The following is a 21,760-nucleotide window of genomic DNA, read 5'->3' on the forward strand; positions in this document are numbered from 1 at the left end:
GCGACGGCTTCAGCGGTTGCCGCGCGGGGCGAAGCGGCCGGCCTCGGCGGCGGCGGTGAACAGGGCGCGCGCCTTGTTCACCGTCTCCTCGATCTCGGCCTGCGGGTCGCTGTCGTAGACCACGCCCCCGCCCGCCTGGATGTACATCTTGCCGTCCTTGACCACCGAGGTGCGCAGCGCGATGCACATGTCCATCTCGTCCGCGCCGGAGATGTAGCCCACGCCGCCCGCGTAGACGCCGCGCTTCTCGCTCTCCAATTCGTCGATGATCTGCATCGCCCGCACCTTCGGCGCGCCCGAGACGGTGCCCGCCGGCAGGCCCGCCAGCAGGGCGCCCAGCGCGTCGATATCCTCGCGCAGCTCGCCCTCGACGTTGGAGACGATGTGCATGACGTGGGAATAGCGCTCGACGGTGAACTGGGCGGTGGGGTGGACGGTGCCGATCTTCGCGACCCGCCCCACGTCGTTGCGGCCGAGGTCGAGGAGCATCAGATGCTCGGCGCGCTCCTTGGCGTCGGCGAGCAGCTCGGCCTCGAGCGCCTGGTCCTCCTCCTCCGTCGCGCCGCGCTTGCGGGTGCCGGCGATGGGGCGGATGGTGACCGTGCCGCCGCGGACGCGCACCAGGATCTCGGGGCTGGCGCCGACCACCTGGAAGTCCCCGAAGTTGAAGAAGAACATGTAGGGGCTGGGGTTGGTCCGCCGCAGCGCGCGATAGAGCGCGAAGGGCGGCAGCGGGAAGTCGAGCGTCCAGCGCTGCGAGGGCACCACCTGGAAGATGTCGCCGGCGCGGATGTATTCCTTCGCCGTCTCGACCATCTGCGCGTAGCGCTCCGGCGAGGTGTTGGAGACCGGCTCCCCGATCTCGCGCAGGTCGCCGTCGGCGCGCCCGTCGCCCACCGCCCGGTCGAGGTCCATGACCGCGTCCGACAGCCGCTCGGCGGCGCGCGAGTAGGCCGCCCGCGCGTTGGCGGCGTCGCCGGGGCGGACGGGCGTGACGAAGGTCACCTCGTCCTTCACCGCGTCGACGGCCGCCACGATCGTCGGGCGCATCATCACCGCGTCGGGCAGGCCGAGGGGATCGGGGTTGGTCTGGGGGATCTTCTCCACCTGGCCGATCATCTCGTAGCCGAGATAGCCGAAGAGGCCCGCCATCCCCGGCGGCAGGCCGCGCGGCAGCTCCACCCGGCTCTCGTCGAGCACGGCGCGCAGGCTGTCGAGGGGCGGGCGCGCGTCCGGCTCGAAGGCGTCCGCGTCCCAGCGGGCGGCGCGGTTGATCTCCGCCTTGTCGCCCCGGCAGCGCCAGATCAGGTCGGGCTTGAAGCCGATGAAGCTGTAGCGCCCGCGGGTGTCGCCGCCGGTGACGCTCTCGAGCATGAAGGCGTCCCGGCGGGCCTGGGTCAGCTTCAGCATCAGGGAGACCGGCGTCTCCAGGTCGGCGGGGATGGTGCAGTAGACCGCGACGTTGCGGCCCTGGGCATAGGCCGCCTCGAAGGCGGCGAAATCGGGCTGGATCTGCATGTCGTGAACGGGCCTCGCGAAGCGGGCGGAGCGGTGGCGGGGCGCGGGGTCCGGCCCGTCCCGCGCTCTCCCCCCTCCCGGGGGAGGGGGGCCGCGGCGGAGGGGCCGGAGGCGCCGTCAGCGGATCGAATTGATCGCGCGGTCCATCGCCTGCGGGTTGTACTGGGGCGCCAGCCGCTCCTGCACGGCGGCGGCGTAATAGACGTAGAGGTCGTCGGCGACCGACTGGTCCAGCGCCTCGCGCCATCGCTCGACGAGCTCGGCCCCCTGGCCCTGGGCGAGATCCGCGGGGATCACCTCGACGAGCTGCACCAGCGCCACGCCGCCCGGCGAGGGGACGACCGCCGCCGCGCCGGCCTCGGCGCGCGACAGCGTCTCGGCCGCGGTCTCGGGCAGGTCCGCCGGGGTCTGGTCGCGGCGCACGGGCTGGGTGCGCGAGACGGCGCCGGGCAGGTCGGCCGCGACCGCGTCGAGCGGCTCTCCGGCCTCGAGCCGGGCGAGCGCCGCCTCGGCGAGCTCGGAGAGCGCCTCGCGGCGCTGCGCGTCGGCCCAGTCGGCGGCGACCCGGTCGCGGGCCTCCTCGAGGGTCATCGGCGCGGCGGGGGTGACTTCGTCGACGCGCACCAGCACGTAGGCGCCGCCGTAGGCCTCGACCAGGTCGCGCTCCTCGCCGGGTTCGGCGGCGAAGACCTCCTCGATCAGCTCGGGCGCGCCCATCAGGCCGGGGGCCTCGGCCATGCCCTCGCGGGTCAGGCCGGTCTCGCGGCGCAGGGGCAGGCCGGTCTCCTCGGCGATGGTCTCCAGCGTCTCGCCGGAGGCGAGCAGGTCGGCCGCCTCCTCGGCGCGCTGGTGGGAGAGGTCGCGGGCCTGCTCGCGGGCGATCTCGCCGCGCAGGGTCTCGCGGGCCTGCTCGAAGGGGGTGACGCGGGCCGGGATCGCGGCGCGCACGTTGTAGAGCGCGGGGCCCAGCGAGCTGGGCAGCGGGCCCACCACGCCGAGGTCGGCCGAGAACAGCGCCTCGCCGGTCTGCGCGTCGTAGTCGTCCTGCGCCACCTCGCCCTCGTCCACGTCGGCGGGCGCCAGGCCGCGCTTCTCGACCTCGGCCTCGAAGCTGCTCTCGCCCGAGGAGATCGCGTCGAGCGCGGCCCGGGCGCTCGCCTCGTCGGGGAACACCAGCCGGTCGACGGCGCGGCGGGCGGGGGTGGAGAAGCGCTCGCCGGCGGCGTCGTAGGCGGCGCGCAGGCGCTCCTCGGGGATCTCGACGGTCTCGGCCAGGGTCTCGGGCGAGATCTCCAGCCAGGCGGCGTCGCGACGCTCGGGCCAGCGGTAGGCGTCGGCGTGGGCCTCGTGCCAGGCGGCGAGGTCGGCGTCGGCGGGCGCGCCGGGATCGGGCGCCTCGGACAGCGGCAGGTCGACCACCGCGTAGACCCGCCGCTCGAGCCCGTAGGCGGCCAGCGACGCGGCCATGCCGGGCGCCGCGGCGGCGCCGCCGCGCACGCCGCGGGCGATGGCGTCGCGGGCCAGCGACTTGCGCAGGTCGTCCTCGAAGCGGTCGATGCGGAAGCCGAGACGGTCGAGCACGAAGCGGTACTGCTCCTCGTCGAAGGTCCCGTCGAGCCCGTGGAACGAGGGGCTCTCGACGATCGCCTCGCGCAGGGCATGGTCGTCGGCCGAGAGGCCGAGGCGGCGGGCCTCCTCGTTCAGGGCGGCGTCGCGGACCATGCGGCCGAGCAGGCTCTGGGGCAGGCCCATCGCCTCGGCCTGGGCGCGGTCGACGGGCTGGCCGGTCTGGCGGGAGACGGACTGCATCTCGCGCGCGAGACCGTTGGCGAAGTCCTCGACGGTGACCTTCTCCTCGCCGACGGAGGCGACCGGCGTGCCGGCCCCGCCCAGGTCGAGGTCGCCCACCCCCCAGACGGCGAAGGAGACGACCAGCACGCCGAACAGGATGCGGAACGCCCAGGTCTTCGCGGCGCGGCGGAGGAGATGCAGCATGGGTCTGCCTTCGGATCGCAGGCTTCGGGTCGTCAAGCGTCTTAGAGGCTCGCAGGGGCGGGGGCAACGGGGCGAGGGGGGCGCGATGTCGTGAGGAGAAGGGGAGAGACGGGGGCGCAGGCGCCCTGCGGGCGGGCTTGGCGGGGGCGCGTCTATGAGAAGGGGCGTGAGGGAATGGGGAGGGGGAAGCCTCCGGCGGGCTCCTGACTCACCCAAGAACAAGCCCGCGCCTGTCCTCCGGAGCCGTCTCTCGCTGATGGATGCCTGAGCGACTCGCCCCGGCCGGTCAAGGACAAGCCGGCTTCGCCGGTCGCTGCGCGATCCTTGACCGGCCGGGACGAGTCGCTCTTTTCGGCATCCGCGAGAGACGGCTCCGGAGAACAGGCGCTTTGCGAGGCATGGCCGGCCGCGCGCCGGGGCGCCTGGGGCGGGCGGTGGGGCCTGGGAGGAGGGGCGGAAGTGCGCGGGCCGCGGGAGGCGCTTACTCGGCGGCGGCGGCGGCTTCCTGGGCGTCGAGGTGGTCGAGCAGGGGCTCGACGATCCGGGCGGCGAGCCAGCGCGCGACCGGGGCGGCGACGCCGTCGCCGGCGAGCTTGTAGGCGTCGGTGTAGCGCGCCGGCAGGCGGTAGTCGTCGGGCAGGCCCATCAGGCGGGCCGCCTCGCGCGCCGAGATCAGGCGGGTGCGCACCCGGCCCGAGGGCTCGACCATCACCAGCGTCTGGCGCGAGGAGCCGCCGGCGGGCGTGCGCAGGCAGCCGGCGAGGTCGAAGCGGACCTCGGCGCGCTGCACCGTGCCGCCCGCCCCGTCGGGGCGCATGCGGCGGTAGAGCGTGCCGGCCACCGGGCGGCCGGTGCGGCGCGCTTCCTCTTTCGCCGTCTCGATCCGGGCGAGGTGGCGGGGGGTCATCATCGCCAGCAGCGCCTTGGTCTCGGCGGCGCTGCGCCACTTGACGCCGGTGGGCCGGTCCTCGACCACGTCGGAGAGCTGGAGGTTGCGCGGCGGCGGCGGCGGCAGGCGCAGGGGGCGGCGGGAGGGGGCGGCCTCGCCCAGCCGCTCGAGCGCCGTGGCCAGCGCCCGGGGCCGCGCCGGCGTGCCGTCGCCCGGGGTCTGCGCGAGCGCGGCGGGCGGCTCGCCCTTCCAGGCGACGACGAAGAGGCGCGGGCGGCTTTGCGGAAGGAAGCCGGCGGCGTCGACCACGTGGGCGTCGAAGCGGTAGCCCCCTGCCGCCAGCGCCGCGCAGAGCGCCGCGAAGTCCTTGTGGCCGGAGGCGGAGGCGAGGCCGACGACGTTCTCGATCACCAGCACCCGGGGCGCGCGGCCCTCCTCGGCCAGACGCTCGACCAGGAACCAGAAGGCCCAGAAGACGGAGCTGCGGGTCGTGCCGCCGACCCGCATCCCCCGACGCGCGCCGGCGAGCGACAGGTCCTGGCAGGGGAAGGAGGCCCAGGCGAGGTCCGCCCGGCCGGGGATGTCGGCGGAGGCGACCTTGGCGACGTCCCGCTCGACCAGGTGGTCGTCGCCGAAATTGTCCCGGTAGGCCGCGCACTTGGCCGCGTCGAAGTCGTTCGCCCACAGGCAGTCCCAGTCCTCGCCCAGGCCCACGCGGGCCATGCCGCCGCCGGCGAAGAACTCCAGGAACCGGCGCCGCGGGCGGGAGGTCACGCCCGCGCCCCCTGCTCGGCGGTGAAGGCGGCGAGGCGGGCCAGCATCGTGCGCAGGCCCTCGCCGTCGGCGTTGGCGAAGGCGATGCGGAAGCTCGCCGCCCCGAGCGGGTCGTCGGCGGGGGTGAACATCGTGCCGGGCAGGAGCAGCAGGCTCTGCGCCTCGACCAGGGTCCTGGCCAGCTCCGCCGAGCTCTGCGCGAACGGGTGGCGGGCCCAGGCGAAATAGGCGCCTGCGCCCATCAGCTCCCAGTCGGGCAGCGCCTGGCGGAACTCGCCCTCGACCACCGCGCGGCGGGCGAGGATCTCGGCCCGCTGCTCGGCGACGAAGCCCGACAGATGCTGCAGACCGTAGAGGGCCGCGAACTGGCCGAGCTGCGAGGGGCAGATGGTCACCGTGTCGAGGAACTTCTCGGCCTGGGCGAGGCGCGCGGGCGAGGCGATGGCGGCGCCCACGCGGTGCCCGGTCAGGCGGTAGGCCTTCGAGAAACTGTAGAGGTGGACGACGGTGTCGCGCCAGTCGGGGTCCTGGAACAGGGAATGCGGCGCGCCCTCGCGGCTGTCGAAGTCGCGGTAGGTCTCGTCGATCACCAGCATCGCGCCGTGACGGCGGGCGAGCGCGGCGAAGGCCTCGACCACGCCGGCGGGGTATTCAGCGCCGGTGGGGTTGTTGGGGGTGATCAGGACGATGGCCTTGACGCCGGCCATGCGGGCCTCGGCCTCCTCCAGGATCGGGACCAGGGCGCCGTCGCAGGGGAGCGGGCGCGCCTCGACCCCGGTGATGTCGAGCCACATCTTGTGGTTGAAGTACCACGGCGTCGGCAGCAGGACCGCGTCGCCGGGGCCGGCGATGGTCGCCATCAGCGCGCAGAAGGCCTGGTTGCAGCCGGGCGTGACGGCGACGTCCTCGGGCGAGATCGCGCCGCCGTAGGCCGCGGACCATTGCGCGGCGATCTCCTCGCGCAGGGCGGGCAGGCCGAGGACGGGGCCGTAGAGATGGGCCTGCGGCTCGGAGAGCGCGGCCTCGGCGATGGCCCGGCGCAGCGCCTCGGGCGGCGGGTCCACGGGGGCGGCCTGGCTGAGGTTCAGCAGCGGACGGTCGGCCGGGAAGCTGCGCCCGGCGATCCAGCGCCGCGCCTCCATCACCGGCGGATCGTAGGCCGCCGCCACCCCGGCCGCGAGCGGGCCGGGGAACGGGGCGAAGGGCGGGGTCGGGGCGGGCATGGTCATGGGCGCGACGATAGCCGCGCCGTCGGGGCGGCGGAAGGGGTCGCGGGCCCGGCGCGGGATGCAAAGCGGCGCAGGGGAGACGGCGCGGGCAGGGGGACGCGCGGGAAGGGAAAAGACGCCGGGGCGGCGGCGCGCGCGGCCCCTGGGGGAAGCGGGCGGGCGGCGACGGGGGCGGCGACGGGGGCGGCGGACGCGCGGCGCGCGCGGAGGGCGGGGGGCGGACAACGCATGCGACAACTTGATGCTGTCGCCGGAACCGATTAGGAATCAAGCTCCTGCCACGATCCCGCATCCGCCCAGACCGTCCGCATGGGCGCCTGCCTCCCCCCGGAGCGGCAACCGGCGGAGCCCCGCCGCCCCAGCACCCCCGGACCCCAGCCCTGACTCATCGAAACCTCACGAGCAGACCCGCCCGCCCCCGGGACTTCGGCGCCAAGCTGCGCCTGACCGCGATGCTGCTCGGCTGCGACAGCCAGAAGGCGCTCGCGGCCCTGTTCCGCGAGGCGGATCCCGACACCGATTTCGACGTGGCGCGGTCCTACAAGTGGATGCAGGGGCGCGCGGCCCCGCGGTCGGCCAAGCTCTATGAGGAGTGGGCGGCGCTGCTCGACGTGGGGCGGCCGGGAAGCTGGCTCGCGGCCTGCGACCTGGCGACGTTCGTGGCCACGCTCGAGATCCGTCACGGCGACGCCGCCGCGGGGCTGCGCGCCTCGCTGGGGCTGCCGCCGGACGCCGCCGTCTCGCGCGAGCCGCGGGCCTTCCTGCCGGGGCGCTTCGCCCTCTACAGCATGGCCCAGTCGCCCTATTACGAGGACAAGCTGATCCGCGCCGACCTTCACCTCGCCCCGGCGGCGGAGGCGGAGAGCGGCCACCTCGCCCGCGTGCGCGAGAGCTTCGCGGGCGTGGAGGCGGCCTGGTCGGGCGAGATCGAGCGCAACGTGCAGGGCCTCTCGGGCGAGCTGCGCAGCGAGAGCGACGCCTTCGGGCCGGTCTACCTCGCGCTGGTCACGCCGACCCTGCCGGCGAGCCTGCTGGCCGGCGTCACCGTGGGGTTCGTGTCGCTGCAGCCGGGCGCGCAGCGGCCCTATGCGGCGCGCATCGCCGCGGTGCGCGTGCCGCCCGCGGCCGGCGAGACCCTGTCGGAGAGCAACCGCTACATCGACACCGACGCCGAGGTCGCCGCGGACCTGCGCGCGCTGGGCCTGCCGGTCGACCGGGCGCCGGACTTCGTGCCGGACCTGGTGCGCTGGCTGCGCCGGCCGGTCGCCTCGGACCGCCCGCTGTCGCCAGCGACGGTGACCGACCTGGTCAGCGCGGCCGACCGGATCTGGCTCGCGACGCTCTGAGCCCGCGCGCCCCGGGCGCAGGCTGCGCGGCCCTCGCCGGGGCGGCCGGGTTTCCTGCGAATTCCAACGGCTTCCAAATATCCCGCCCCGCGGGACAAACATGCTCGTTGAGCGGCGGCGGCGGGCGACGGCATCCTTGCGTCAACGGGCTCCGGCGCAGACGGAGACCCGGGCGGAACAGGATCGGGGCGACCGGGGCGGCGAGACCAGCCATGCCGGCCCGACACCCGGATGCGAGGCGGCCCGGTCCCGGGGGGGAAACCGGAGGGCGCCGCACCGGGACGTCGCCTCGGGGTGGCGCGGCGTCCGGCATGACGCACGCGCCACCCAGGACCGCCCCTCGCCCGCGCAGGGCCGGCCCCGCCGGCCGGCGTCGGGCGGGGGCGGCGCCCGGTTCCCGCGCCGGGTTCCAGCGCCCGGTCCCCGGGTCCGTCCCCCGCGCTCAGCCGGTTCCGAACAGGAAGTCGCCGGCGTCCAGCTCTTCGGGCGCGACGCCGACCAGAGCCACCACGTCCGTGCTCAGCCCGTAGGTGACGTAAGTCCGGTCGCCGCGCAGCGACAGCAGGAGCTGGTCGAAGGCGGTCGCGCCGGAGTCGATGCGGATCCGGTCCACGCCATGCTCGAAGTCGAGGATCGTGTCGGCCCCGGCGCCCATCTCCACGATGAACAGGTCGGCGCCCTCGCCGCCCGTGGCCTCGTTGTCGCCGACCTCGAGGTGGATCTCGTCGGCGCCGTCGCCGCCGTCGAGCGTGTTGGCGCCGGCGCCGCCGAACAGCAGGTCGTCGGCGTGGCCGCCGTAGAGCGCGTCCGCGCCCTCGCCGCCGTAGAGCGCGTCCTGCCCCCGGTCGCCGTGCAGCGCGTCGTCGCCCGCGTCGCCGAAGATCGAATCGCGCCCGTTGCCGCCATAGGCCGCGTCGTCGCCCGCCTCGCCCACGATGCGGTCGTGGCGCTTGCCGCCGTAGAGCACGTCGTCCCCCTCGCCGCCGGCGATCGAATCGCGCCCGCCGTCGCCGAACACCACGTCGGCCCCGGCGCCGCCCTCGAGCGAGTCGCTGCCCACGTCGCCGTGGATCTCGTCGTCGTCGTCGCCGCCGTAAACCAGGTCGCCGCCGACACCGCCGTAGATTTCGTCGTCGCCGGCCGCGCCGTAGATCACGTCGACGCCCCTGTTGCCGTAGATCAGGTCGCCGCCGTCGTCGCCCGACAGCCGGTCGCCGCCGAGCTTGCCGTGGATCTCGTCGTCGCCGTGGCGCCCGCGCAGGCGGTCGTCGCCGCGCCCGCCCCGGATGTCGTCCGCGCCGCCGCCCCCGATGAAGGTGTCGTCGCCGTCGCTGCCGCGCATCGTGAGCGGGCCGCCCAGGCCCTCGACCTCGAGCACCTCGACGCCGGAGACGTGGTTCTGCGCGCGGTAGGTCATCGCGCCGCCGGCCAGGGTGATGCTGATCGCGTCGTGGCCCGCCAGCGCGAAGGACGAGGGGCCGAGGATCTCCAGCCCGTCGCCCTCGAAGACGAACTCCGCGGCCGGCGGCGCCGGGGCCATCGTCAGCTCGATGCCGTCGAAGAACGTGTCGAAGGAGAACTCGGGCGTCGCCAGGCTGTCGCCCTGCACGATCAGCTTGCGCCCGGTCGTGAGCCGCTCGACGCTTTCGATCCGCCCGAGCACGAGGTACTCGCCGTACGCCGCCTCGACATGGTCGAAGCCGGCGCCGCCGTAGACGACGTCGGCGTCGGCGTCGAGCACATGGTCGTCGCCGCGGCCGCCATAGACGGTGTCGACGGCGCTGAACACGTCGGCCCCGTCGCCGCCATAGCCGAGCTCCATGCCCCGGAACTGGTCGTCGCCGTCCTCGCCGTAGCCTTCGGCCAGGGAGATCAGGACGTCGTCCCCGCCGCCGGCGTAGACGGTGGAGGTGTAGTTCAGCGCGGTCGCGTCGTCCTGGTCGCCCATGTGGAAGACGTTGAACCCGGCGCCGGGCACGCCCGCCATGCGCAGGGGCCCGGGCGCCTCGTCGAACCAGAAGGTCGAGTTCGACGCGGCGATGTACACGTCGGCGGGGTAATCGAAGGTCGACCCCCGGAAGTCCTGGACCACGCCGTCGCCCTCGAACCGGTAGCCCGAGAAGCTGTTATTGCCCCCGGCGTCCGGCAGGCCGGTGTCGCCCCAGTCGATCCGGTAGACGGATCCGGCGGGAGGGGTCTGGTCGCCGGCCACGATGGCCGAGTAGTAGGGCTGGCCGACCGAGTCATTTCCGGTTACGCGAAGTTCAAGCCAGATGGTCGCCATGAGGATGTCTCTCCCTGAAAAATGAGCCGGTTCAGGCGGGCCCGAACAGGAAATCGGAGGCGTCGAGATCCCCCGGCGCCACGCCGACCAGGGCCACCACGTCGGTGGCGAGGCCGTAGGTCACGTAGGTCCGGTCCCCGCGCAGGGTGATGTCGAGCTGCTCGAAGGAGGTCGCCCCCGAGAGCACCTGGATCCGGTCGAGGTCGACCTCGAAGTCGAGGATCGTGTCGGCGCCGGCGCCCATCTCCACGATGAACAGGTCGGCGTGCTCGCCGCCGCGCGCGGTGTTCTCGCCGACCTCGAGGTGGATGACGTCCTCGCCGCGCCCGCCGTAGAGGTCGTTGGTCCCGGCGCCGCCGAACAGCAGGTCGTCGTTGGCGCCGCCGTGGACCGCGTCGTCGCCGGCGCCGCCGTCGATCGTGTCGGTCCCGCGGGCGCCGCGCAGCACGTCGTCGTCGCCGTCGCCCTGGATCGTGTCCCGCCCGGCGCCGCCGGAGATGGAGTCCGCCCCCGCCCCGCCGGTGATCTCGTCGCGGTGCGCGTCGCCGCGGATCAGGTCGTCGCCGCCCTCGCCGGAGATCGAGTCCGAGCCGCGCCCGCCGAACAGGCTGTCGGCGCCCTCGCCGCCCTCGATCGCGTCGCGGCCCCGCTCGCCATGAGCCACGTCGTCGTCGGCGCCGCCGTAGAGCCGGTCGGACCCGAGGCCGCCGTAGATCAGGTCGTTCCCGCCCTCGCCGCCCAGCGCGTCCACCTGACGGTTGCCCCGGATCAGGTCGGCGCCGATGCCGCCGAGGATCCGGTCCTCGCCCTGGCCGCCGCGCAGCAGGTCGTCGCCGTCCCGGCCCTGAAGGTCGTCGTCGCCGCCGCCGCCGTGCAGGTCGTCGTCGCCCAGGTTTCCGACGAAGGTCTCGTCCGCCGCGCCGCCGCGCATGGTGTCGACGTTCCGGCCGCCCTCGACCGTCAGCCTCTCGACGCCGCCGACGCGGTCCTGGCCGCGGAAGAAGTTGTCGCCGTCGCCGAACAGCAGGCGCAGGTCGTCATAGCCGGGCACCTTGAAGGCGTCCGGCCCGAGGATGTCGAGGTCCGCGTCGCTGAACAGCAGCTCCGGAACCCGGGTGCGGGCGTCGAAGAGCAGCTCCACCCCCTCGAAATAGGCGTCGATCGAGAACGGGCCGAAGGAGGTCGCCGCCGAGGTCAGCGTGAGCTCGACATAGGTGTTGATCCGCTCGACCCCCTCGAGGCGGCCCAGGGTGATGTTCAGGCGGTCGCCGCCGACGATCTCGTCGAAGCCCGCGCCGCCGTAGACGTCGCCCGGGGACATGCCCAGGAACTGGTCGTCGCCGTCGCCGCCATAGGCCTGCTCGGCGCCGCGGAACCGGTCGTTGCCGTCCCCGCCATAGGCCTCGTCGACGGTGAACATCGTGTCGTCGCCGCCGCCGCCGTAGACGGTGGAGGTGTCGTCCAGCGCCACCGTGTCGTCGCCGTCGCCCATGTGGACGGTGTTGCCGCCCGCCTCGGGCACGCCCGCCAGGCGCAGGGGGCCGGGGACCGCCGCGTCGAACCAGATGGTCGAATCCGTCGCCGCGACGCGCACGTCGGCGGGGTAGGCGAAGGTCGAGCCGCGGTAGTCCTGGACCACCCCGATGCCTTCGATCCGGTAGCCTAGGAAGATGTCGTCGCCGCCGTCGTCCGGCAGGCCGGTGTCGCCCCAGTCGATCCGGAACTCCGAGCCCGGCGGCGGGCTCAGGTCGCCTGCCAGCAGCGCGGAGTACCTGGTTCCGAATTCGCCGGAGGACACTTCGACGAGGTCGAGCCAGATGGTGGCCATGGTCAAGCCTCCCGTGGTGCGCGGCAGGTGCGTTCAGGCGGACCCGAACAGGAAGTCGGAGGCGTCGAGATCGCCTGCCGACACCCCGATCAGCGCCAGAACGTCGGTATTCAGCCCGTAGGTCACGTAGGTCGCCGCGCCGCGCTGGGCGATGTCGAGCTGGTCGAAGCCGGTCGCGCCGGAGACGATGCGGATCCGGTCGAGGCCGGTCTCGAAGTCGAGGATCGTGTCGGCCCCGTCGCCCATCGCGGCCACGAACTCGTCCGCGCCCGCGCCGCCCGTGGCTGTGGTCGCGCCGACGCCCAGCGTCAGCAGGTCCGCGCCGAGGCCGCCGAAGAGCTCGCTTGTCCCCTCGCCGCCGACGAGGGCGTCGGCGCCGTCGCCGCCGTAGGCCTCGTCCGCGCCCGCGCCGCCGTAGAGCCAGTCGTCGCCGTCGTCGCCATGCAGGATGTCGTCGCCCGCGCCGCCCTCGATGGTGTCGTCGCCCGCGTCGCCGTGCAGCAGGTCCGCGCCGTCGTCGCCCGCGATCCGGTCGGCGCCGTCGCCGCCCCAGGCGGTGTCGGATCCGCCGCCGCCGTAGAGGCGGTCGTCGTTCACGCCGCCGCTGAGCTGGTCGGCGCCCTCGTCGCCCCAAAGGCGGTCCTTGCCGCCGCCGCCGTAGAGCGAGTCGTCGCCCGCCCCGCCCTCGAGCTGGTCGCGGCCGCCGTCGCCGTAGAGCGAATCCGCCCCGCCGCCGCCGTAGATGTGGTCGCGGCCGAGCCCGCCGTGGAGCTGGTCGTCGCCGGGGTAGAGCATCGCCTGCCAGTCGTCGGGGCCCTCGTCGCCCGCGATCAGGTCGTGGCCGCGGTGGCCGCGGATGACGTCGTCTTGCTCGCCGCCGAACAGGCCGTCGTCGCCCAGGCCGCCCCGGATCAGGTCGTCGCCGTAGGAGCCGCGCAGCCAGTCGCCGCCGGCGCCGCCGGCGATGTCGTCGTCGTCGCCGCCGCCGTAGACGTCGTCGATCCCGCTCGCGCCGCGGAACAGGTCCGCGCCGTCGCCCAGCAGCACCGTGACCGAGTTGCCCGGCCGCGCCTGCGCCCGGTAGACGTCGTCGCCCCCCGCGAGGTCGATGCGGAAGCGCGCGTAGCCCGGATCGAAGGTCGCCGGCCCCAGCACCGTGTCGGCGACGTCGCCGAGGATGATGTTGGGGGTGATCGTGGTGTCGTCGAAGACCAGCTCGATCCCGGCGAAATAGGCGTCGATGGAGAGCTCGCCCGCGGGCAGCAGCTCGGTCAGGATCTCGAGGTTGCGGTAGCTCGAGACGCGCTCGACGCTGTCGAGAACGCCGACGCGGGCGCGCACGCCGACGTTGGGCTTCACTTCGTCGAAGCCGGCGCCGCCGTAGAAGGTCCCTACCCAGCCGTAGTCGCTGATCTGGCCCACGAGGTCGTCGCCGCCCCCGCCGTGGACCTCGGCCACCCCGGCGAACCGGTCGTCGCCCGCGCCGCCGGACGCGTAGGCAGCGCCCTTGATCGTGTCGTTGCCGCCGCCGCCGTAGACGGTCGAGGTTCCGCCCATCACCACCGCGTCGTCCGAGTCGCCGAGGTGGAAGGTGCCGCCGACCGGCTGGGAAACGCCGTTCTCGATCCAGGCGCGCAGCACGCCGGGCAGGGCGTCGAAATAGAAGGTCGAGTCCGTCGCCGTGACGTAGACGTCGTCGGCATGCAGGAAGGTCGAGCCGCGGTAGTCCTGGGTCACTCCGACGCCGTCGAGCTGGTAGCCGTAGAAGTTGGAACTGCCGCCCTCGGGCATGCCGCCGCTGGCCCAGTCGATTCGCAGCTCGGACCCCGCAGGGGGGCTCTGGTTCCCGGCCAGCAGGGCGGTCCACGTCGTGTAGTCGCCGTACTCGCGGTAAACAGCGAGATCGATCCAGATGGTTGCCATGGGCGCTCAGTTCCTGAAACCAATAAGTGGAATTTAGTTAACCCAAAGTCGCGCAGGAGTCCAATCGCAAGGCTCCCTGATGAAATCTGGGGGGCGCGTTTCGAACTCTCGGTCCGGCGCGCGGCGCAGGCGACGGGCGGCGGCGGCTCAGGCGGCGCGGATGCGCTCCAGCACCGGGCGGAGGTGGGCGAGGAAGGCCTGCGGATTCTCGCTCATCGGGAAATGGCCGAGGCCGGGCATCAGGGTCCACCCGATCCCCAGCGCCTCGGCCAGCGCCCGGGTGTCCTGCGGCGAGCAGGAATAGTCGTATTCCCCCGTCAGCAGGTGCAGCGGGCATTTCGCGACGTCGATCCTCGCCACCCGGTCGCGGAAGTCGCCGTCGACGGTGTAGTAGAAGAGGTCGCCGCGGAACACGCCCGGGCCGCCCTGCATGTAGTGCCAGCGGGTCTCGTCGACCTCGGCGGCGGGGCTGGTCGGCGCCATCAGCCCGTAGGCGAAGGCGCCGCAGATCTCGCCGCCGTGGACGTCGGGGCGGTGCAGCCAGCCGGTGTCGTAGTAGGGCGGGACCGCCGCGCCGCTCTGCAGGCCGATCAGGGCGCGGAAGCGCTCGGGGCGCCGCTCGGCCAGGTGCAGGACCACGCGGCCGCCGATCGAGCAGCCCATGACCACGGGCTTCTCCAGCTCCAGCGCGTCGCAGACGGCCAGCACCTGGGCGACGTAGCCGTCGGCGGTCAGGCGGTAGTCCTCGTCGACCGTGCCCGGCGCCGGAGAGCTCTTGCCGTGGCGGGGCATGTCGTAGGCGATGACCCGGTGGCGCCGGGTGATCTCGGGGTCGTTGAGCAGGGCCCGCCATTGCCGCCCGTCGGCGCCGGCGGTGTGCAGGCACAGAAGCGGGATCCCCTCGCCCGCCTCCTCCCAGTAGAGGCGGTGGGGGCGGCCCTCGATCTCGAGATGGCCGTAGCGGCCGGTGATCGGCTCGATCTTCATGCGGCCGGCTCCGGGCGCAACGAGGCGAGCAGCAGCTTGAAATACATCAGGTTGGCCATCAGCGGGTGCAGGTTCCCCTCGAAGCGCATGGCGCCGCGGCGGACCAGGGCCATCACGTCGTGGGAGCCGGGGGGCGGCACGGCCTGGAGGAACAGGCGCCAGTCCTCGGCGGGGGCCGAGATCGCCACGTCCCAGGACGGCATCACGAAGGGCCCCGGCTGGACCGAGACCACCGCCCCGCCCTGCACGATCACCAGCGTCTCGTCCGCGCCCGCGCGCAGCATCACCCGGGCGCAGAGGCCGCGGGCCCGTCGGGCGAGGGCCGTGCCCTCGCCGCCGGTTCGCATCAGATCGGCGAACATGCGTCCTCCCCGGACCTGGCCTTGCGCGTCGCGCGTTTTCGCGCGTCCGCCGGCCCTTTCTAGCGCCCCCGGCGGGGCCGGGCGAGGGCGGGATGCGCAGGCGGGCATAACTTCAGGTCAGGCTTGCCGGCCGGGGAAGAACTCCGGCGGCTGGCCCGCGCTCTCCAGCAGCCAGTCGACGAAGCGGCGGGTGGCGGCGCCGGCCGAGGTGATCGTGGGCCAGGCCACCCAGAAGGCCGCGCCGGTGCGCCAGGGCCGGTCGAAGGGGCGCACCAGCGCGCCGGAGGCGAGCTCCTCGGTCAGCAGGTCGAGCTGGCCGACCGCCAGCCCGAACCCCTGCCGGCAGGCGGAGTAGGTGAGCAGCGAAGTGTCGAACTCGGTGCCCGCGTGCGGGTCGATCTCCACCCCCGCCTCCCGCGCCCAGGTCGCCCATTCCCGGCGGCGGTAGCGGGAGTGCAGCAGCTCCGCCCGCGGCAGGTCGTCGAGGGTCATCGCGCCCCCGAAGCGGGCGAGGTAGGCGGGGGCGCAGACCACGTCCACCACCTCGTCGAACAGTTTCCGCGCGCGGGCGTCGCGCCAGGCGCCGTCGCCCAGCTGCAGCGCGGCGTCGAGATGGGCGCCGCGGAAGTCCAGCGGCTCGACCTTGGTGTCGAGGCGGATGCGGACCTCGGGGTGCGCCTGGGCGAAGCCCTGCAGGCGGGGCAGCAGCCAGTGGTGGGCGAAGGTGGGGTAGATGCGCAGGTCGACCGTGTCGCGCCCCTCCTCGGCCAGCATCCGGGCGGCGGCGGATTCCAGCTGGTCGAAGAGGCCCGCGATCTCGTGGCCGAAGGCGCGGCCGGCCTCGGTCAGGCGCACGGCGCGGGCGCCGCGCTCGAACAGCTTCACCCCCAGCCAGTTCTCCAGGATCGCGATCTGGCGGCTGATCGCCACCTGGCTGACCCCCATGTGGCGCGCCGCATCCGTGAAGGTGCGGTGGCGCGAGGCGATGGCGAAGGCCCGCAGCGGGTTCAGCGGCAGGGCGCGATAGGGCCGATCCATAAGCTGCGGTTTCCGGGGGCTGAGCGAAGCGGGGTTTTCAGAACCGATGATTGGGCTAGGCTCCGCGCCCGATCAACCCACCACCGCCAGCGGGGCCGCATGGACTTCTCCCTGACCGACGACCAGCGGATGTTCCGCGAGAGCGTGGAGCGCCTGGCCCGTACGGAGCTCGCCGAGGGCGCGGCCGAGCGCGCCCGCAGCCCGCAGTTCCCCCGCGACGTGGCGCGGCGCCTCGCGCAGGCCGGCCTGCTGGGCATCACCCTGCCGGAGGCCGAGGGCGGCCAGGGCGGAACCCTGGTCGAGGCGATCCTCGCCATCCAGGCCGTGGCCGAGGTCTGCCCGCGGTCGGGCGACGTGGTGCAGGCGGGCAACTTCGGCCCGATCCGCACCTTCTGGGAATACGCGACGCCGGAGCAGAAGGAGCGCTTCCTGCCGGACCTGCTGGCGGGGCGGACCTCCATTTCGCTGGGGATGACCGAGCCGGACGCGGGCTCGGCGGTCACCGAGCTGCGCACCTCGGCGAGAGACGCGGGCGATCACTGGGTGGTCGACGGCCAGAAGATCTTCGGCACGCACTCGGCGGAGGCGGAGGTGTTCCTCGTCTACGTCCGTTTCGGGCCGGGGGTGGACGGGATCGGCTCGTTGCTGATCGAGAAGGGGACGGAGGGGTTCGAGATCGGCCGCGCGTCCGCCTTCATGAATGGCGAGGACTGGGCGCCGCTCTATTTCGCGAACTGCCGGGTGCCGAAGGCGAACACGCTGCTGGGGCCAGGCGGGTTCAAGAAGCAGATCGCGGGGTTCAACGTGGAGCGATTGGGCAATGCCTCGCGGGCGGTGGCCTGCGGGCGGCATGCATTCAACACCGCGCGGGACTACGCCCTGACGCGCCGCCAGTTCGGCCGCCCGATCTGCGAATTCCAGGGCCTGCAGTGGAAGTTCGCCGAGATGGCGACGAAGCTCGACGCCGCCCAGCTGCTGCTGATGCGCGCGGCGGTGAACGCGGCAGGCGGGCTGCCCTCGGCCCAGGAGACGGCGATGGCGAAATACGCCTGCAACGACGCGGGCTTCTTCGCCGCGAACGAGGCGCTGCAGGTGATGGGCGGGCACGGTTTCTCGCAGGAGAGCACGGTGCAGTATTGCATGCGGCGGACGCGGGGCTGGCAGATCGCGGGCGGCTCGACCGAGATCCTCAAGAACCGCATCGCCGAGGGGGTGTTCGGGCGCCGCTTCTCCCAGCGGGGGGCGTCGTGATCCCCGACCGGCCGCGGGCCGAGCTGCTGCGGGCGCTGACCGACCCGCGGGCGGTGGCGATCGTGGGGGCCTCGGACCGGCCGGGCAAGCTGCAGGCCCGGCCGATGGCCTTCCTGCGCCGGCACGGGTTCCGGGGCGCCGTGCACCCGGTGAACCCGAGGCGGGAGGAGGTCGCGGGCGTGCGGGCCTGCCCGTCCGTCGGCGCGATCCCCGGGCCGGTGGACCACGCCTACATCCTGCTGGGCGCCGAGGACGCGCTGGCCGCGGTCGAGGACTGCGCGCGGGCGGGCGTGCGCGTGGTCAGCCTGCTCGCCGACGGCTTCGCCGAGGCGGGCCCCGAGGGGCGCGCGCGGCAGGCGCGGCTGGCCGCGCTCGCCGCCGAGGCGGGGATGCTGCTGATCGGGCCGAACTCGACGGGCGTGGTCTCGACCCGCTCGGGCTTCTCGTGCACCACCAACGCGGCCTTCCGGGTGGACGCCCTGCGCCCCGGCCGGCTGGCGGCGCTGTCGCAGAGCGGCAGCCTGATCGGCACGCTGCTCTCGCGCGGGGAGGCGCGGGGGCGGGGGTTCTCCCACCTGATCTCGGTGGGCAACGAGGCGGGGGCCGGGGTGGGCGAGCTGGGCGAGCTGCTGCTCGACGATCCCGACACCGACGGGTTCCTGCTGTTCCTGGAAACCATCCGCGACCGCGAGGCGCTGGCCGCCTTCGCGCGGGCGGCCCATGCCCGCGGCAAGCCCGTGGTCGCCTACATGATCGGCCGCTCGGAGGAGGGGCAGGCGCTCTCCGTCTCCCACACCGGCGCCCTGACCGGCTCGGCGCAGGCCTGCGCCGCCCTGCTGCGGTCGTGCGGCATCCGGCAGGCGGAGCAGTTCGAGACGCTGCTCGACGCGCCCCCGGCGCTGGCCCGCGCGACGTTGCCCGAGGGGCGGCCGCGCACGGTCACGGTGGTCTCGACCACCGGCGGCGGGGGGGCGATGCTGATCGACCAGATGGCGGCGCGCGGCGTGGCGATCGCCGGCGCGCCCCCGGCCGCGCGCGCGACGCTGGAGGCGCAGGCGATCCCCATGGGCCACGGCAAGCTGGTGGACGTGACGCTGGCGGGGACCAACTACGTCACGATGAAATCCGTGGTCTCGACGCTGGCCGCCGACCCGGAGACGGGGCTGCTGCTGGTCTGCATCGGCTCCTCGGCCCAGTTCCAGCCCGAGCTCGCCGTGAAGCCCATCGTCGACGCGGTCGCCGAGGCGCCCCCCGGCGCCGCGCCGGTCATCGCCTTCCCGCTGCCCGAGGCGCCCGAGGGGCTGGCGATGCTGGAGGCGGGCGGCGTGCCGACCTTCCGCTCGGTCGAGGTCTGCGCCGAGGTCGCGTCGATGCTGCTGACCCCCTGCGATCCCGATCCCATCCCCGAGGCGTCCCTCCCGCCCCGCGCCGCCGCCCTGCTGGACCGCGCGCCCGCGGGGGTGATGGACGAGCTCGACGCCGGCGAGGTCTTCGCGGCCCTGGGCGCCCCCCGCCCCGCGCAGGCGCTGTTCGAGCTGGAGCTGCCGATTGTGGACCCCGGGCTCGGCTGGCCGGTGGTCGCCAAGCTCGTCTCGACGGAGCTGCCCCACAAGAGCGAGGCCGGCGCGATCCGGGTCGGCGTCCCCGACCTTCCCGCGCTGCGCGCGGCCGCCGCCGAGATGCGCGCGGCGGCCGAGGCGCATGTCCCCGGCCTCCGCCTGCGCGGCCTGCTGGCGCAGGAGATGCGCAGCGGGCTGGGCGAGGTCCTCGTCGGCCTGTCGCGCGACCCGCTGGCGGGCCCGGTGGTCACGGTCGGCGTGGGGGGCGTGATGACCGAGATCTACCGCGACGTCGCCATCTGCCCCGCCCCCGTCACGGCCGCGACGGCGCGGGAGATGCTGGCGGGGGTGCGCGGCCTCGCCCCGCTGCGGGGGTTCCGCGGGCTGCCGCCGGGCGATCTCGAGGCGCTGGCCCGGCTGGTCGCCGACGTCTCGCGCATCGTGCTGCACCCGCGGGTGGAGGAGGCGGAGATCAACCCGGTCCTCGTCTCGCGCGACGGCGTGGCGCTGCTCGACGCCCTGATCCGCCTGCGCTGAGCGGTCCCTCCGCCCGCCCGTTGCCGAGGCGGCAGGGCGGGAGTAGGAGAGTCCGGTCGCCCTTCCCACGGGTCGGAACGGGCCGGGATCACGCCGCATGAAACGGGACGCCGCCGCATCCGCGCAGGCCGGGCAGGGGACCGGGCCGCTCTCGGCCGAGCTCGCAGCCTTCGTGCAGAGCGGGATCACCGTGCTGATCGGCGCCAGCGACCTGCACGGGACCCCGGTGGCGGGCTTCGGCTTCTCCTGCACGGTGGACGCGGCGGCGGGCGAGCTGCGGGTGCTGGTCGACCCCGCAGGCTCCGCCCCCCTGCTGGCGGCGGTGCGCGCCGGCGGCAGCGTGGCGGCGAGCTTCACCGACCTCGAGCATCGCTCGATCCAGGCCAAGGGCGCCCGGGCGCGGATCGAGGCGCCGACGCCCCGCGACCTCGCCGACTATGCCCGCCAGAGCCGCGGGCACCGCGACTGGCTGGCGCTGGCGGGGTTCGCGCCGGCCTTCTGCACCGGCTTCGTGCGCTGCGACCCGCAGACCGCGGTCGTCGTCGTCTTCGCCCCCGAGCAGGCCTTCCGCCAGACCCCGGGCCCCGGCGCGGGCGAGGCGATCCACGCCTTCCCCGACCCGCTGGGCCGGGCGGAGCGTTCGGCATGAGCCCGCCGGACCGCGCCCGGAGCCACGCTCCAAGCCGCGCCGAGAGCCGCGCCCCGAGCCCGGCCGCGGAGGCGGAGGGGATGCCCGCGCCCGATCCCTCGCTGTGGCCCGGCGCCGTGCCCGGCGCCCCCGCGGGGGCGCCCGCGCCGGAGCGGGCGCTGCCCTCGATGGACCTGCTGCGCAACGCGATGGAGGGGGTGGCGGCCTCGGCGCTCGCCACCTGCGACGCGCAGGGGATGGTCAACGTCTCGATCATCTCGCAGGTCCATTACGTCGATCCCGAGCGCGTGGCCCTGAGCTACCAGTTCTTCAACAAGACCCGGCGCAACCTGCTCAGCACCGGGCGGGCCTCGGTGGCGATCACCGATCCCGCCACGCTCGCCCAGCACCGGCTGCAGCTCGTCTACGAGGAGACGCGGACCGAGGGGCCGCTGTTCGAGCAGATGCGCGCCCAGCTCATGGGCCTCGCCTCCCATTCCGGCATGGACGGGGTGTTCCGCCTGCGCGGCGCCGACGTGTTCCGCGTGGTGGGCGTCGAGACGGTGCGCCCGCCCGAGATCGCGCCCCCCGCCCCCCATCGCAACCTGATGGCCGTCGCCCGCCGGGTCTTCGCGGCCATGGCCGGGGCGCGGGAGCTGGGCGAGCTTTTCGACCTGACGCTGGAGCGGCTGGCCGAGGACCTGGGCGTCGAGCACGCCATGATCCTGATGCACGACGAGGGGTCGGAGCGGCTCTACACCGTCGCCTCGCGCGGCTACTCCGCCTCCGGCGTCGGCTCGGAGGTGGCGCTGGGCGAGGGCGTGGTGGGCGTGGCCGCGCGGGAGCGGGCCGCCATCCGCATCGGGCACCTGACCTCGGCCTACGGCTATGCGCGCGCGATCCGCGACCAGGCGCGGGAGGCGGGGCTGGACTGGGATGCGGCCACCGCGATCCCGTTCCCCGGCCTCGGCGCGCCGTCGAGCCAGCTCGCCCTGCCGATCCTGCGCGGCGAGCGGCTGCTGGGCGTACTGCTGTGCGAGAGCCGGCGGATGCTGCGCTTCTGCCACGACGACGAGGACGCGCTGGCCCTGATCGCCGGGCACCTGGGGGCGCTGGCGGCCCTGCTGCCCCAGGCCGCCGCGGCGCCCGAGGCGCCGGCGCCCGCCCGCCTCGGCCCTGCGGAGCGGCCGCCCGCGGTGACGGTGCGCCACTTCGCCTTCGACGACAGCGTGTTCCTGGACAACGACTACCTGATCAAGGGCGTGGCGGGCGCGATCCTTTGGCGGCTGCTGCGCGAACATGCGGCCACGGGGCGGGAGGAGTTCAACACCCGCGAGCTGCGCCTCGACCCCTCCCTGCGCCTGCCCGACCACGCCGAGAACCTCGACGCCCGCCTGGTCCTGCTGCGCAAGCGCCTCGACGAGCGCGAGGCGCCGATCCGCATCGAGAAGAGCGGCCGCGGCCGCTTCCGCCTGTGCATCGCCGTGCCCGTCGAGCTGGAAAGCGCCGCCCCGCCGCAGGCCTGACCCCCGCGCGGCCTGCGCCGGTTCTCTCGTTGGCGCCGCCCACGGGCGCCCCGGGCTTGACCCGGGGCCTCTCGCGGCCCGCCGCA

Annotated in this window: 15 protein-coding genes; 5 read left to right on the top strand and 10 right to left on the bottom strand. The window is 74.4% G+C overall.

The genetic code is table 11. The features are described 5' to 3' along the window. Nucleotides 1–9: 9 nt before the first annotated feature. From trpE to BM064_RS07580, 4 genes are all read right to left on the bottom strand, one after another. The gene (gene trpE / locus BM064_RS07565) at nucleotides 10–1,518 is read right to left on the bottom strand and encodes an anthranilate synthase component I (RefSeq protein ID WP_092859137.1); all 1,509 of its coding nucleotides are present in this window, start codon (nucleotides 1,516–1,518) and stop codon (nucleotides 10–12) included. Nucleotides 1,519–1,635: 117 nt separating this feature from the next. Continuing rightward, nucleotides 1,636–3,513 (bottom strand): peptidylprolyl isomerase, encoded by a 1,878-nt coding sequence (locus tag BM064_RS07570; RefSeq protein WP_092859138.1) that lies wholly within the window; start codon nucleotides 3,511–3,513, stop codon nucleotides 1,636–1,638. Nucleotides 3,514–3,994: 481 nt separating this feature from the next. After that, nucleotides 3,995–5,176: a DNA cytosine methyltransferase gene (locus tag BM064_RS07575; protein WP_245779085.1), complete on the bottom strand. Its 1,182-nt coding sequence runs from the start codon at nucleotides 5,174–5,176 to the stop codon at nucleotides 3,995–3,997. Continuing rightward, on the bottom strand, nucleotides 5,173–6,399 hold the full coding sequence (locus tag BM064_RS07580) for an aminotransferase (protein WP_092859306.1): 1,227 nt from the start codon (nucleotides 6,397–6,399) through the stop codon (nucleotides 5,173–5,175). The genes BM064_RS07575 and BM064_RS07580 overlap by 4 nt, the downstream gene beginning before the upstream one ends. Before the next feature lie 458 nt (nucleotides 6,400–6,857). Between BM064_RS07580 and BM064_RS07590 the strand changes: the two genes are divergently transcribed. Next, complete coding sequence (locus tag BM064_RS07590; RefSeq protein WP_092859140.1) at nucleotides 6,858–7,751, top strand: hypothetical protein; 894 nt, start codon at nucleotides 6,858–6,860, stop codon at nucleotides 7,749–7,751. Nucleotides 7,752–8,193: 442 nt separating this feature from the next. Here the strand turns inward: BM064_RS07590 and BM064_RS07595 are convergent, their stop codons facing one another. The 6 genes from BM064_RS07595 to BM064_RS07620 form a co-directional block, all read right to left on the bottom strand. Beyond that, entirely contained in the window at nucleotides 8,194–10,035 is a 1,842-nt protein-coding gene (locus BM064_RS07595; RefSeq protein WP_092859141.1) for a calcium-binding protein, read from the bottom strand. A gap of 31 nt (nucleotides 10,036–10,066) precedes the next feature. Then, nucleotides 10,067–11,863 carry a calcium-binding protein gene (locus BM064_RS07600; protein WP_092859142.1) on the bottom strand — a complete coding sequence of 599 codons (1,797 nt, stop codon included), beginning with the start codon at nucleotides 11,861–11,863 and terminating at the stop codon, nucleotides 10,067–10,069. Between the two features lie 33 nt (nucleotides 11,864–11,896). After that, complete coding sequence (locus tag BM064_RS07605; protein WP_092859143.1) at nucleotides 11,897–13,786, bottom strand: calcium-binding protein; 1,890 nt, start codon at nucleotides 13,784–13,786, stop codon at nucleotides 11,897–11,899. 147 nt (nucleotides 13,787–13,933) lie between these two features. Beyond that, a complete protein-coding gene (locus BM064_RS07610) occupies nucleotides 13,934–14,773 on the bottom strand; it encodes an alpha/beta fold hydrolase (protein ID WP_092859144.1) in 840 nt (279 codons plus the stop codon). Then, complete coding sequence (locus BM064_RS07615; RefSeq protein ID WP_092859145.1) at nucleotides 14,770–15,135, bottom strand: hypothetical protein; 366 nt, start codon at nucleotides 15,133–15,135, stop codon at nucleotides 14,770–14,772. Before BM064_RS07615 ends, BM064_RS07610 begins: the two co-directional genes overlap by 4 nt. Nucleotides 15,136–15,252: 117 nt before the next feature. Further along, complete coding sequence (locus tag BM064_RS07620) at nucleotides 15,253–16,173, bottom strand: LysR substrate-binding domain-containing protein (protein WP_218160977.1); 921 nt, start codon at nucleotides 16,171–16,173, stop codon at nucleotides 15,253–15,255. A 99-nt stretch (nucleotides 16,174–16,272) separates the two neighbouring features. On the opposite strand from BM064_RS07620, the gene BM064_RS07625 reads away from it, so the two are divergent. The 4 genes from BM064_RS07625 (at nucleotide 16,273) to BM064_RS07640 (ending at nucleotide 21,674) form a co-directional block, all read left to right on the top strand. Then, the gene (locus tag BM064_RS07625) at nucleotides 16,273–17,424 is read left to right on the top strand and encodes an acyl-CoA dehydrogenase family protein (RefSeq protein WP_092859146.1); all 1,152 of its coding nucleotides are present in this window, start codon (nucleotides 16,273–16,275) and stop codon (nucleotides 17,422–17,424) included. Beyond that, nucleotides 17,421–19,520, top strand: coding sequence for an acetate--CoA ligase family protein (locus BM064_RS07630; RefSeq protein ID WP_177236177.1), 2,100 nt, complete (start codon nucleotides 17,421–17,423; stop codon nucleotides 19,518–19,520). Before BM064_RS07625 ends, BM064_RS07630 begins: the two co-directional genes overlap by 4 nt. Before the next feature lie 97 nt (nucleotides 19,521–19,617). Beyond that, complete coding sequence (locus tag BM064_RS07635; RefSeq protein WP_092859148.1) at nucleotides 19,618–20,169, top strand: hypothetical protein; 552 nt, start codon at nucleotides 19,618–19,620, stop codon at nucleotides 20,167–20,169. Nucleotides 20,170–20,249: 80 nt separating this feature from the next. Beyond that, complete coding sequence (locus BM064_RS07640) at nucleotides 20,250–21,674, top strand: GAF domain-containing protein (RefSeq protein WP_218160978.1); 1,425 nt, start codon at nucleotides 20,250–20,252, stop codon at nucleotides 21,672–21,674. Nucleotides 21,675–21,760: the final 86 nt, after the last annotated feature.

This window comes from Albimonas pacifica (assembly GCF_900113695.1).
GTDB lineage: Bacteria > Pseudomonadota > Alphaproteobacteria > Rhodobacterales > Rhodobacteraceae > Albimonas > Albimonas pacifica.

Bases quoted from the DNA above. Each gene is read 5' to 3' on its own strand.
- BM064_RS07595 (WP_092859141.1), bottom strand. From the start codon at position 10,035: ATGGCGACCATCTGGCTTGAACTTCGCGTAACCGGAAATGACTCGGTC.
- BM064_RS07625 (WP_092859146.1), top strand. From the start codon at position 16,273: ATGGACTTCTCCCTGACCGACGACCAGCGGATGTTCCGCGAGAGCGTG.
- BM064_RS07615 (WP_092859145.1), bottom strand. From the start codon at position 15,135: ATGTTCGCCGATCTGATGCGAACCGGCGGCGAGGGCACGGCCCTCGCC.
- BM064_RS07590 (WP_092859140.1), top strand. From the start codon at position 6,858: ATGCTGCTCGGCTGCGACAGCCAGAAGGCGCTCGCGGCCCTGTTCCGC.
- BM064_RS07620 (WP_218160977.1), bottom strand. From the start codon at position 16,173: ATGGATCGGCCCTATCGCGCCCTGCCGCTGAACCCGCTGCGGGCCTTC.
- BM064_RS07600 (WP_092859142.1), bottom strand. From the start codon at position 11,863: ATGGCCACCATCTGGCTCGACCTCGTCGAAGTGTCCTCCGGCGAATTC.
- BM064_RS07635 (WP_092859148.1), top strand. From the start codon at position 19,618: ATGAAACGGGACGCCGCCGCATCCGCGCAGGCCGGGCAGGGGACCGGG.
- BM064_RS07640 (WP_218160978.1), top strand. From the start codon at position 20,250: ATGCCCGCGCCCGATCCCTCGCTGTGGCCCGGCGCCGTGCCCGGCGCC.
- BM064_RS07570 (WP_092859138.1), bottom strand. From the start codon at position 3,513: ATGCTGCATCTCCTCCGCCGCGCCGCGAAGACCTGGGCGTTCCGCATC.
- BM064_RS07580 (WP_092859306.1), bottom strand. From the start codon at position 6,399: ATGCCCGCCCCGACCCCGCCCTTCGCCCCGTTCCCCGGCCCGCTCGCG.
- BM064_RS07605 (WP_092859143.1), bottom strand. From the start codon at position 13,786: ATGGCAACCATCTGGATCGATCTCGCTGTTTACCGCGAGTACGGCGAC.
- trpE (WP_092859137.1), bottom strand. From the start codon at position 1,518: ATGCAGATCCAGCCCGATTTCGCCGCCTTCGAGGCGGCCTATGCCCAG.
- BM064_RS07610 (WP_092859144.1), bottom strand. From the start codon at position 14,773: ATGAAGATCGAGCCGATCACCGGCCGCTACGGCCATCTCGAGATCGAG.